Consider the following 12,494-nt stretch of genomic DNA (forward strand, 5'->3'; position numbering starts at 1 on the left):
GCGGCCCGGCGTAAAGCGCGCCGCCCTCCAAGTCGTTACAGATGCTTACTTCAGCGCGTCCCAGGAGGACTGGATCTCGTCGGCCACGGCCTTCGCGTCCTTGCCACCGGTATACTCGACCATCCCGGTCCAGAAGGTGCCGGCACCGACCGCGGCCGGCATGAGGTCAGAGCCATCGAAGCGGAAGGTGGTCGCGTCCAGCAGGATCTCGCCCTGCTTGCGCAGGATACCATCCTTGTAGGCATCGAGATTCACGCCCTTGTGCGGGGCGAGGAAGCCGGACTGGTTCATGAAGACTTCGCTGGCGATCGGCAGGGTCAGGAACTTCATCAGTTCAATCGCGGCCGGCGTTGGGTCGGTGATCGCGAGCACCGTGCCGCCGCCCAGAACCGGACTGCCCAGATCCTTCTCGGCAAAGGCCGGGAAGTAGAAGAACTCGGCATCCTCGCCCGGCACCACACCTTCCGGGAAGAAGGCGGTGGCGAAGGAGGCCTGGCGGTGCATGTAGCATTGCGGCGGCGAGGTGAAGAGTCCCTTCGGGCTGTCGCGGAAGTCGGTCGAAGCGACCGCGCCGGCGCCACCGGAGACGAAGTCGTCATTTCGGGCGAACCAGCCGTATTCCTCGATGGCCTCGATCACGCGCGGATCGTTGAACGGGATTTCGTTGGTCACCCACTGGTCATAGACTTCCGGGGGCTGGGTGCGGAGCATCATGTCCTCGACCCAGTCGGTGGCGGGCCAGCCGGTCGCCGCACCCGAACCCAGGCCGATGCACCATGGCGTCTCGCCATCGGCGGCGATCTGCTCGGTCAGCGCCTTCAGCTCTTCCATCGTCGTCGGGACCTCGTAGCCCGCATCGTCGAAGTTGTCGGGGCTGTACCAGACGAGGCTCTTCAGGTTCACGTTGTAGAAGAAGCCGTAGAACTGGGGATCGCCGTTCTCGTCGGGATAGGTGCCCAGATCCACCCAGGACTGGCCGGCGGAGTAATTGTCCTGGACCCACTGGCGCATCTCGTCGCCGAGCGGCGTCATCTGACCCTTCGCGGCCAGCACCGCGGCGAGGCCGGGCTGCGGGAACACGGCGATGTTGGGCGCCGAGCCCGCCTCGGCGTCGATCACGATCTGCTGCTCGAAGCTGTCGGAGCCGGTATAGACCGCCTCGGCACCCGTGGCCTCGGCGAAATAGGCCAGCACGTCGCGGAAGAATCCGTCTTCGGGGTTGAGCCAGGGGCCGGAGACGGTGACCGTCTGGCCGCTCAGGTCGGGCGCGTTCGCTGCCCATTCATTGTAGCTGTCCCAGCTGAAGGGGCCTTCGCCGGGCGTGAACTTGAGCTCGGCGCTGGCCGAGCCGGCAATCAGCGCGAAAGCGGCAACGCTGGCCCAGAGTGAACGTGTCATGAAAAACCTCCCGATTGAGTCGCGGGGATCCTGGCCCGACGACAGTTTGCCTTGCGTGTGGACGAATCATCCTCAAAGCGCTTTGGACACTCGATGCGTAGACCTTCGCCCCCGACCTGTCAACGGATTCAGACTACGCCGTTTTTTTGGGAACCGGTGCGGAACTTCTGCACTTTGCGCACAAATTTTCCGCCCAAAGCCCTTTGACTGTTTCGAATTGTAGTCGTAACGTCGCTCAGACCAAGCGGACTCACGCCCATGAACCTCAAGGACCTGGCAGCCAGCCTCGGGCTGAGCCAGACAACAGTCAGCCGCGCCCTGAACGGCTACCCCGAAGTCTCCGAAGCGACCCGCAAACGCGTGGCCGAAGCGGCGCTTCGGCACGGCTACAGGCCCGACAGCCGGGCGCGCTCGCTCGCGACCGGCAAGGCGATGGCGGTGGGCTTGGTGCTGCCGATGACCGCCAGGCAGGAAATCGTGAACCCGATCTTCGCCGATTTCGTCGCCGGCGCGGCGGAGACCCTGGCCTCGCGCGGCTACGATATCGTCATGTCGCTCGCCGGCGAGGAGGAGCAGACCCAGATCTACCGGTCGATGCTGTCCAAGGGTCGGGTCGACGGAATGATCATGCAGGCACCGCTGACCGGCGACCGGCGAATCGGCCTGCTGAAGCAACTCGGCATGCCGTTCGTCGTGCATGGCCGCGTGTCCGACCACGACGACGAATACTGCTGGATGGACATCGACAACCGGCACGCCTTCCACACCGCCACAGATCACTTGCTCGATCTCGGCCACCGCCGGATCGCGCTGCTGAACGGGATCGAGGCAATGGACTTCGCCCACCGCCGGCGCGACGGATTCCTCGAGGCGCTTGCCGAGCGCGGGCTCACCGCCGACACCGCGCTGATGGCGAGCGAGGCGATGACCGAGCATTACGGCCATCGCGAGGCGGCGCGGATGCTGCGCCTGCCCGACCCGCCCACCGCGTTCCTCACCTCCTCGCTGCTCGTCGCCATGGGCGCGCAGCGGGCGATCGCGTCGCGGGGGCTGCGGATGGGGCTCGACGTGTCGGTGGTTACCCATGATGACGGGTTGAGCTACCTGCCCAATGGCGAGCCGGACGCACCGATCTTCACCGCCACCCGCTCGCCGGTGCACGATGCCGGTCATATCTGTGCCGAGATGCTGTTGCGCCTGATCGACGCGCCGCAGACCGCCCCGTTCCATACCAAGCTCGAGGCGTGCCTCGTTCTCGGCCCCTCCTCCGGCCCGGCGCCCAATCTCTGAAGGATCCCGCGATGTTCAAGCGCAGCGATTTCCCCGACGGTTTCCAGTTCGGCGCCTCGACGGCGGCCTACCAGATCGAGGGACACTCCTTCGGCGGCGCCGGCCCGACGCATTGGGACGATTTCGCCGCGACACCGGGGAACGTCGTCCGGGCCGAGAACGGCGCAATTGCCTGCGATCACTATCATCGCTGGGAGGCGGATCTGGACCTGATCCGGGATGCCGGATTCGACGCCTACCGCTTCTCCGCCTCCTGGGCGCGCGTATTGCCGGAAGGGCGCGGGACAGTGAACGAGGAAGGGCTCGACTTCTACGAGCGGCTTGTCGACGGCATGCTGGAGCGCGGCATCAAGCCGATGATTACACTCTATCACTGGGAACTTCCCTCGGCGCTGGCCGATCTCGGCGGCTGGCGCAACCGGGACATCGCCGGCTGGTTCGCAGACTATGCCGAGATCCTGATGGGACGTCTCGGAGACCGGATCTGGAAGACCGCGACAATCAACGAGCTCTGGTGCGTGAGCTTCCTGAGCCATTTCCTCGGCCAGCACGCGCCGGGGGTGCGCGACATTCGCGCGACGGCCCGCGCCATGCACCATGTGCTTCTGGCGCATGGCACCGCGACGCAGGCGCTGCGCGCCGCGGGAGTGGGCGAGATCGGCGCGGTCTGCAATTTCACCTATGCCGAGCCGGCGTCCGACCGGCCGGAGGATGTCGACGCCGCCGCGACCTTTGACGACTATTACAACAACTTCTTCATCTCCGGCCTGTTCCGGAAGGAATATCCGGCCCGCATCGTCGAGGCGCTCGGGCGCTATTTCCCGGATGGCTGGCAGGACGACATGGAGCTGATCGGCGCGCCGGTCGACTGGCTGGGCGTCAACTATTACACGCGCGAGATCATCGCAGCCGAGCCCGGGCCGTGGCCGGCGCTCAAGAGCGTCGAAGGCCCTCTGCCGAAGACCCAGATGGGCTGGGAGATCTATCCCGAGGGCCTGCTGCATTTCCTGCGCCGCTGCGACGCGGAGTTCTCGCACGGCCTGCCGCTTAATGTCACCGAGAACGGTATGGCCAATGCCGACGTCGTGGTCGCCGGCGCGGTCGACGACCGCGCCCGCGTCGACTATCTCGCGCGCCATTTCGACGCCGCCCGACAAGCGATCGCCGAAGGCGTCCCGCTGGAGGGTTACTTCGTCTGGTCGCTCCTGGACAATTACGAATGGTCCTTCGGCTACGAAAAGCGCTTCGGCCTCGTCCACGTCGATTTCGAGACACTGGAGCGCACGCCGAAAGCCTCCTACCATGCCCTGAAAGCCGCCCTGGCCAGTTGAGGAGCCGCCCATGACCGCCCCGTCCCTTCTCGCCGATATCGGCGGAACCAACACCCGCGTGGCGCTGGCGCGCGCCGGCAAGGTGATCCACGGCTCGGTGCGCCACTATCCCAATTCCGAATTCGCCGCGCTCGAACCGGTGCTGCGCCGCTATCTCGAAGAGACCGGCACAGGCACGCCCGAGGCCGCCTGCCTCGCGATGGCCGGACCGGTGCGCGACGGTGTCGGCACGCTGACCAATCTCGACTGGACGCTGGATGCTTCCACTCTGGCGCATGCCACAGGCGCCGGCACGGTGACGTTGCTGAACGACCTTCAGGCTCAGGGACACGCCCTCGGCCACCTGGCCGCCGAGGCCCTCTTCCCGGTCATCGCCGGCCCGCCGCCGCGGATCCAGGCCACCCAGCTTGTCATCGGTATCGGCACCGGTTTCAACGCGGCGCCGGTCTTCGACACCGCCGCAGGGCGCTTCGTGCCCCCCTCCGAGAGCGGACATGTCGCGCTGCCGACACGTGACGACCGCGACATGCGTCTGGCGCGGTTTCTCGAGCAGGCGCATGGCTTTGCGGCCGTCGAGGATGCGCTCTCGGGGCGCGGACTGGTGGCGCTCCACGACTTCGTCTGCCGCGAGGCCGGGACGCCGGAGGCGGCGACGCTGAAGGGCAAGCAGATCATGGCCGCGGTCGCCGAAGGCGATGCGCTCTGTCGCGAGGCAGCCCGCCTCTTTGCCCGGTTGCTGGGCGCCGTGGCGGGCGATCTCGCGCTCACTCAGCTTCCCTTCGGCGGGATCTTTCTGATCGGCGGCGTGGCGCGGGCGATGGCGCCCTATCTGGCCGAAATGGGATTCGTGGAGTCGCTGCGCGACAAGGGGCGGTTTTCCGGTTTCATGGAGCAGTTCGCGGTCACCGTGGTCTCCGACGACGATGCCGCGCTGACCGGAATGGCCCTGCACCTGAAGGCAATGCTCGAATTGCGCTGAAACTCCCGCCACAAGCAACGTCATGTTAACCGGCACCCCTTAGGGCTTTGCACAGACGCAAAGTTTCCGGGGGAGATCCGTGCTGTACCCGTTCCAGACTCCATGGTGCCGGACATGAGCACCGATCTGGCCTTGCCCACCCGCCTCGACCTGCCGGCCGCGACACCGCTGGCGGAAGCGATTCTCGCCCTGAGAGGGCAGGATCTCCGCCTCATCGGGGAGGAGGTCAGCCATCTGGGCACGCCGGGGCTTCAGGTCCTCCTGTCGGCCGTCCGGACCTGGTCGCGAGACGGCAAGCGGCTCTCCCTTGCCGCCCCCTCCGGCGCGATGACCGAGCAACTCGCGCTGTTCGGGCTCGGTCCGGACGCGATTGCCACGCCGTCCGGGGAGGGTTGATCGGTGAGCCTGAACATTCTGGCGGTCGATGACAGCCGCACGATCCGGGACATGTTGAGCCTTGCGCTGTCTCGGGCCGGCTTCGTGACCAGCCTTGCCGAAGACGGCGAGCACGGGCTCGAGGTGTTGGGCAATATCTGCCCGGACGTCATCATCACCGACATCAACATGCCGCGGCTCGATGGATTCGGCTTCATCGAGGCCGTTCGCCGCCAGAAGGCGTATCGCGCAACCCCGATCCTTGTGCTCACGACGGAAAGCGCGCCGGAACTGAAGGCACGCGCCCGGGCCGCGGGCGCCACCGGCTGGATCGTCAAGCCCTTCGATCCGGCCAAACTGATCCGCGCATTGCACATGGTCGCCGGTCCGGGAGTCTCCGCATGACCACACCTGATCCGATGGCCGAAATCCGCGCCTCCTTCTTCATCGAATGCGACGAGCTTCTCGAAGCGCTCCAGGACGGGCTCGTTCAGATCGATTCCGGGGCCACCGACGACGAAACCGTCAATGTCTGCTTCCGCGCGGTGCATTCGATCAAGGGCGGCGCAGGTGCCTTCGGCCTCGACGAACTCGTCCGTTTCGCGCACCGCTACGAGACAGTTCTCGACGAGGTTCGCAGCCACAGACTGGAGCCCACCCGCGATGCGGTCCTTCTCTTCATGCGCGCCGCCGACATCCTCTCCGATATCGTGCGGAACTGCCGAGACGGAACCACTACCGATCCGGACGCGGTCGAACCGACCCTCCGGGAGCTCGAAGCCCTGACCGCCGGTGTCGACGAAGAGGAGGAGATCACGGATTTCCAGCCGACGGGCCTGTCTCTGGATCTCGGGCTGACGGACGTGACCGCCGGGCCCGCGGCCGATCCGGTCTTCGAGATTACCTTCCGGCCGGAAAGGGAGTTGTTCCAGTCCGGCAACGAACCCCTGTTCCTCTTGTCCGCCCTCAGCGCACTCGGCTCTCTCGAGACCACCTGTGACACGAGCGCCCTGCCGCCACTGGAGGAACTCGACGCCGAGAGTGCAGGCCTCGCCTGGACGCTCCGTTTGACGACCAACCGCAGCCGCAGCGACATCGAGGAAGTGTTCGAATTCGTCGACGGCCTGTGCGTGCTGGAGATTGTCGAAGCCGCTCCGGCCTCCGAGAGCACCTTGCCCCCGCTCCCCGGCCTGGCCGATCTCTCCGGTGCCACCGAATCGGCGGACACGGAGGCGGTCGAGGGGGACTCCACCGACACGGTAGCGTCACGCTTGACGCTGACCATGCCCGACGCGCAGGACGGTCCGGACCGGTCCGACGGTGTCGCGGCCGCCTCCGGCCCGCGCGTCCCGGTGCTCTCCGCCGACCCGAGCGAGCCGAAGGACGGGTCCACCGCAACCGCGCCCCGCCCCTCCGCCCAAGGAACGGTCACGCGCGCGACCGTGCGGGTCGATCTCGAACGGATCGAGCGGTTGGTCAACCTCGTGGGCGAGCTGGTGATCAACCAGGCGATGCTCTCCCAGAGTGTTGCCGAGGCCGGGCTTCCGGCGAATTCCCCGGTTGCCCAGGGCCTCGAAGAGTTCATGCAGCTGACGCGGGACATCCAGGACAGTGTCATGATGATTCGCGCCCAGCCGGTGAAGTCGCTTTTCCAGAGAATGGCCAGGATCGTACGCGAATCCTCCGCATCGATTGGGAAACGCGTGCGCCTGGTAACCGACGGCGAAGCGACCGAAGTGGACAAGACCGTCATCGAGCGTCTTGCCGACCCCCTGACCCACATGATCCGCAATGCGGTCGACCACGGCCTGGAGGACGCCGAAACGCGCGAAGCCGCCGGCAAGCCGCCCGAGGGCTGCGTCCAGCTGTCGGCCGCACATCGATCCGGACGGGTCATCATCGAAGTAAGTGACGACGGTGGCGGGATCGACCGGAAGAAGGTGCGCGCCATTGCGGAAGAAAAAGGCCTCGTCCCGCCGGGCCAGCCGCTCTCGGACAGCGACATCGACGCCCTGCTCTTCCTTCCGGGTTTCTCGACCGCCAGGAAAGTGTCCAACCTGTCGGGTCGTGGCGTCGGCATGGATGTCGTGCGCAAGGCAATTCAGGATCTCGGCGGGCGCGTCAGCATCACCTCGACGCCCGGCAAGGGCACGAGCTTTTCGATCTCCCTGCCGCTCACCCTAGCGATCCTAGACGGCATGGTCGTCGAGGCCGCGGAGGAGACGCTGGTCGTGCCGCTCGGATCGATCGTCGAAACGCTCATGGTTCGAAACGAAGACATGCAGGCAGTGGGCCCGGACACGCAGGTCCTGCGCATTCGAGACAGTTTCGTTCCCTTAATGGATCTCGGTGTCGAACTCGGTTTCCGCGAGCCGCTGGAGACCTATAGCGGCAGCGTCGTGCTTCTGATCACGCTCGAGGACGGCACCCGATCCGCCATGATCGTCGACGCGATCCACGAGCAGCGGCAAGTGGTCATCAAGGGGTTGCAGGACAGCTATGGCCATATCCCCGGCATCGCAGCGGCGACGATCCTCGGCGACGGCCAGGTCGCGCTGATCCTCGATCCCCTCGACCTGATGACAAACGCAACGGGACGCACCCGTGCCGGCGAGCCTCGCCTGACCCTAGCAGGATGAACAAGATGACCGAACTGACTGCCGTGCAAGGCGAATCCAGCGATTGCGAGTTGCTGTCCTTCCGCGTGGGAGAACAGGAATACTCGGTTGACATCATGTCGGTCCGCGAAATCCGCGGATGGACCCGGCCGACTCCGCTCCCGCATTCCGCCGACTACGTGCGGGGAGTTATAAACCTGCGAGGAACCGTCCTGCCGATCGTCGACCTGTCCCGACGGCTCGGCATTCCGGTTGGGGAGGCAAGCGAACGCAACGTCATCATCGTCGCACATATCCGCCATCAGGCCGTCGGGTTGCTGGTCGACGCGGTGTCCGACATTCTCGCCATCCCGGAATCGGACATGCAGCCCCCGCCGGAAATGGCGGCCGACAGCGAACGTGGTTTCGTGCAATCCCTCACGATCGTAGACGGCCGGATGCTTCGTATACTGGACCTCGAAGCGGTCCTGCCCGACCAGGCCGAGACCGCCGCATGAACGCTCCCACAGCACTGAACCTGCCGCAACCGCAGACGCTGGATCCTCAAGCCCTAAGAGACTTCGAGACACTCGCGCGGATCGCCAGGGAAGAGGCGGGGCTCGTCATCCCGCCCGAAAAGGCCGCCATGGTCTTCTCTCGGGTCAGCAAACGGCTGCGCGCCCTCGGAATCAGCGATCGCAGCGTCTACTGCAAGATGCTCGAGAGCCGGGACGAAACCGCGGAGCGACGACAACTGGTCAGCGCGCTTACCACGAATGTCACCAGTTTCTTTCGGGAACCCCATCATTTCGACACGCTGAAGGAGGCAATTCTTCCTGAGCTCACTGGTCGGGCACGCGCGGGCGAACGGGTCCGGATCTGGTCCGCCGGCTGCTCCACCGGACCGGAGCCATATTCCATTGCAATGGCTGTATTCGAGAAATGCCCGGAGGCTCTCGATCTCGATATCAAGATCCTTGCGACCGACATCGATCCGGCCGCACTGGCGACAGCGCGAAGCGGCAGCTACAGCAGCAGCCAAGTCTCCGCCATATCGGAGGATCGGCGAAGGCTCTTCTTCCGGAAGCCCGATGCGTCGACACATGGCAGCGAATGCGCCCAGGTGTCTGACAGGCTGACCGGTCTCATTTCATTTCGGGAACTGAACCTGCTGGCGTCCTGGCCAATGAAGTTCAAGTTCGACGTCATTTTTTGCCGGAATGTCGTAATCTATTTCGACCGGGAAACCCAAAACGCGCTGTGGCCGCGTTTTGCGCAGGCCTGCCGCCCGGGAGGCTATCTGTTCGTCGGGCATTCCGAACGTCTCGACGACGACAGCCTGCCCCATTTTCGTTCCGTTGGCACCACGACCTACCAACGTACGAACACCAACTGACCTGAAAGGACTGAAAACGTGGCACTTCGGGATCTTCTGCACGTGTTCGTCGTCGACGACATGTCCACCAGTCGCGGCTTGATCCTGCAGGCACTGGATGCTTTCGGGATCAGCCACGTTCGGCACGCCACCGATGCGCGATCTGCCCTCGCAGCGCTTTCGGCCAAGCCGGCGCATCTGGTGATTTCCGATTACAACATGCCCGAGATGGACGGCCTGCACCTTCTCAGGGCGCTTCGACAGGACCCAAAGCTCAAGGCGATCGGCTTCATTCTGATTACCGGCAAGGCGGAACGATCCATCATCGAGACCGGTCAGAAACTGGGGATGAACAACTTCATCAAGAAGCCCTTCACACCCCCCGATCTTCAGAAATGCATCGAGGCCGTTGTGGGGCGACTGTAATGGAACGGAGTCTGGACGGCGACTCGGTCTCGATGAACGCGCGGGCGAAGGACATCCTGAGACACACGGCGGATGAGCTTCGGGACCTCAGCAGGGAACTTCGCGCGTTCGAGTGCGACCCGTCCTTCATCCTCGAGCAGGCGCATGTTTCCCCTCAGCAGATCACGCGCCTCCAGTTCTTGGACGAAACCACACAGATCCTTGAGGACCTTTCGCGCGCGGTGAGCGTCGTCGAGAATCTCCAGCCCGCCTCGCTCGCCTGCGGACTGTCCGAGCTTCGCGGATGTATCGTGCTCGGCGACCTGCGCGGTCGTCTATGTGGCCAGGCCACCGAAGAGACCGGCCATCCGGGCAAGGAATCAGGGAACGTGAGCTTTTTCTAGGTGCCCCCTCCCCTGTTCGATCCGTTCATCGGACAGGTCGGGAGCCCCCATGCTGGCGCCTCTGTCGCAGCCATGTCCCGGGCGTGCCTCGCCAATCGGCATGGCCAGGGTGTTCCACTGCACAACCGACCGGAGATCTGTGGCGACTTTACCGGCGTCTCCCGCCCGCCCCCGACCCCGCTCTGGCCTGTCCACAAGAGCTATTCCCGATCGGCGGCGGTCTCGCCCCCTCGGAGAGAGCCGCGTTCCACGTCAGGTCGCCGCATGGCGTCCGTCCCGGTCCCAACCTGGACCGACGACCCCGACTCGGGCCGGAAAACCCTGACATCCCAGAAGCACAAAAAAATGCGCATCCTAACCATGTCTTCCGTTGCGCGTCGCGCCCCATCGCAGTCGCGGAACATGGTAGAAAAACAGGCAACTCGCCCCGAATCCGCACATCCATCTGCGACTGCGGCATTTCGGCGTATCTTTTTTAATTATTTATTGAATTTACACATTCTAGCCATTCTCATTTTTGAATGTTAGAAAATGAACCCTTTGCGGGAACGAATAGATGCCTTGATTTTATATCTTTCGGCGACGTTCAATTCACACATTCGTAGATTGTCATGGATCAAGGACAACCCTTTTCCCCCCTTCCCATATCAACCCGCGCGCGAGCCCCGGGCATCCTGGAGACGGAGGGACGTGTATATGATTTCCGGAAAAGGACTGGCCATCCTGGGCCTCACCCTTGCATTGTCAGGGTCAGGCGCCGCCTTGGCTCAAGAGACCGAGGCGCCGCCGGCGAAAGCCAGCGGCGCAACGGTCGATCACTCGAAACTTGAGGCGTTACAGAAAGACTTCGCCTCCGGTCCGGAAGTGACCGCCGCCTGCCTGAGCTGCCACACGGAGGCAGCGGATCAGGTCAAGCAGTCGATACACTGGACCTGGGACTACACGCACCCGGGGACAGGTCAGGACCTGGGCAAGGACAACGTCATCAACTCCTATTGCGTCGCCGTGGCCGGCAACGAGGCGCGCTGCACCTCCTGCCACATCGGGTATGGCTGGACGGACATGAACGAACCGCCGCCGCAGGACGCGAACGCGGTGGATTGCCTCGTCTGCCACGACACCTCGGACACCTATGCCAAGATTCCGGCAGGCGCCGGCAAGCCGTTCGGCAAGGAGATCAAGGAAGGCGCCATGACCAACATGGGTAAGCCGGCGCAGCCGGTGGACCTCATGAAGGTCGCCCAGAGCGTCGGCCTGCCCGACCGCGACAATTGCGGCAACTGCCACTTCTACGGTGGCGGCGGCGACAACGTGAAGCACGGCGACCTGTCGTCGGCCCTGCACCACCCGACCGAAGCAATCGACGTCCACATGGCGGAAGAAGGGCTCAACTTCGAATGCCAGACCTGCCACGTGAGCGAACAGCACATCTGGCACGGATCGCGCTACAACGTGACCGCGAAGGACACGGAAGGGTCCGGCCTTCCCGGCCAGCGCCGCGACGTGGCCACCTGCGAAAGCTGCCACGGAACGGAGCCGCATGACGCCTTCTCGCTCATCGGCTTCAAGCTGAACAGCCACCGCGACAAGATTGCCTGCCAGACCTGCCACATCCCCGAATATGCCAAGGGCGGCGCTCCGACGAAGCTGATGTGGGACTGGTCGACCGCTGGCAAGATGGGCGACGACGGGAAACCCACGAAAGCAAAGGGCTACGAGACCCGCGACGGCAAGAAATTCGTCACCTACGACTCGATGAAAGGCGATTTCGAGTGGGGCGAATACCTGAAACCGGACTATTTCTGGTTCGACGGCCAGGTCGAATACGCCAATGCCGATCACGAGATCGACCCCTCGGGCGTGGTCGAGGTCAACATGATCTCCGGCCGCCAGGACGACGACAAGAGCCGGATCTGGCCGTTCAAGGTCATGCGCGGCAAGCAGCCCTATGACACCGAGCGCAACCGGCTGCTCTACCCGCATCTCTTCGGTCCCGGGTCCGACACTGCCTACTGGGGCAAATGGGACTGGAACAAGTCGCTGGAGGCCGGGGCGGAAGCCTCCGGAACCGAATATTCCGGCAGCTTCGACTTCGTCTCGACCGAGATGTACTGGCCCGTCACCCACATGGTCGCGCCGGCGGAAGACCACGTCGCCTGCGAGGAGTGCCACAAGGAAGGCGGGCGGCTGGCCAATATCGCCGGCATCCACATTCCCGGCGCCAACCCGATGGGTCCGGGCGGAAAACTCGGCGCTCTGATCCTGATCCTCACCGCCCTCGGTGTGGTCATCCACGCGATTGCGCGCTTCTTCGGCCGCAAGAACATGAAGGAGCAATGA

At 64.3% G+C, this 12,494-nt stretch carries 12 protein-coding genes; 11 read left to right on the top strand and 1 reads right to left on the bottom strand.

The genetic code is table 11. From position 1 onward, the window contains the following. Positions 1–45: 45 nt before the first annotated feature. Positions 46–1,398: an ABC transporter substrate-binding protein gene (locus EU800_RS10845; protein ID WP_129631780.1), complete on the bottom strand. Its 1,353-nt coding sequence runs from the start codon at positions 1,396–1,398 to the stop codon at positions 46–48. A gap of 258 nt (positions 1,399–1,656) precedes the next feature. Between EU800_RS10845 and EU800_RS10850 the strand changes: the two genes are divergently transcribed. From EU800_RS10850 to EU800_RS10900, 11 genes are all read left to right on the top strand, one after another. Beyond that, positions 1,657–2,688: a LacI family DNA-binding transcriptional regulator gene (locus tag EU800_RS10850; protein WP_129631783.1), complete on the top strand. Its 1,032-nt coding sequence runs from the start codon at positions 1,657–1,659 to the stop codon at positions 2,686–2,688. An 11-nt stretch (positions 2,689–2,699) separates the two neighbouring features. Continuing rightward, entirely contained in the window at positions 2,700–4,019 is a 1,320-nt protein-coding gene (locus tag EU800_RS10855; protein WP_129631786.1) for a GH1 family beta-glucosidase, read from the top strand. A gap of 10 nt (positions 4,020–4,029) precedes the next feature. Continuing rightward, complete coding sequence (locus EU800_RS10860) at positions 4,030–4,998, top strand: glucokinase (protein ID WP_129631789.1); 969 nt, start codon at positions 4,030–4,032, stop codon at positions 4,996–4,998. Positions 4,999–5,112: 114 nt separating this feature from the next. After that, a complete protein-coding gene (locus EU800_RS10865) occupies positions 5,113–5,394 on the top strand; it encodes an STAS domain-containing protein (protein ID WP_207209887.1) in 282 nt (93 codons plus the stop codon). Between the two features lie 3 nt (positions 5,395–5,397). Then, entirely contained in the window at positions 5,398–5,778 is a 381-nt protein-coding gene (locus tag EU800_RS10870; RefSeq protein ID WP_129631795.1) for a response regulator, read from the top strand. After that, complete coding sequence (locus EU800_RS10875) at positions 5,775–8,012, top strand: chemotaxis protein CheA (protein WP_129631798.1); 2,238 nt, start codon at positions 5,775–5,777, stop codon at positions 8,010–8,012. Before EU800_RS10870 ends, EU800_RS10875 begins: the two co-directional genes overlap by 4 nt. A 5-nt stretch (positions 8,013–8,017) precedes the next feature. After that, complete coding sequence (locus EU800_RS10880; protein ID WP_129631801.1) at positions 8,018–8,488, top strand: chemotaxis protein CheW; 471 nt, start codon at positions 8,018–8,020, stop codon at positions 8,486–8,488. Then, on the top strand, positions 8,485–9,366 hold the full coding sequence (locus EU800_RS10885; RefSeq protein WP_129631804.1) for a protein-glutamate O-methyltransferase CheR: 882 nt from the start codon (positions 8,485–8,487) through the stop codon (positions 9,364–9,366). The genes EU800_RS10880 and EU800_RS10885 overlap by 4 nt, the downstream gene beginning before the upstream one ends. Before the next feature lie 18 nt (positions 9,367–9,384). Beyond that, the gene (locus tag EU800_RS10890) at positions 9,385–9,771 is read left to right on the top strand and encodes a response regulator (RefSeq protein ID WP_129631807.1); all 387 of its coding nucleotides are present in this window, start codon (positions 9,385–9,387) and stop codon (positions 9,769–9,771) included. Next, positions 9,771–10,154, top strand: a complete 384-nt coding sequence (locus tag EU800_RS10895) for a hypothetical protein (protein ID WP_129631810.1) — start codon at positions 9,771–9,773, stop codon at positions 10,152–10,154. The genes EU800_RS10890 and EU800_RS10895 overlap by 1 nt, the downstream gene beginning before the upstream one ends. A 762-nt stretch (positions 10,155–10,916) precedes the next feature. Beyond that, on the top strand, positions 10,917–12,494 hold the full coding sequence (locus EU800_RS10900; RefSeq protein WP_207209888.1) for a tetrathionate reductase family octaheme c-type cytochrome: 1,578 nt from the start codon (positions 10,917–10,919) through the stop codon (positions 12,492–12,494).

The organism is Tropicimonas sp. IMCC6043 (assembly GCF_004146235.1).
Classification (GTDB): domain Bacteria; phylum Pseudomonadota; class Alphaproteobacteria; order Rhodobacterales; family Rhodobacteraceae; genus Tropicimonas.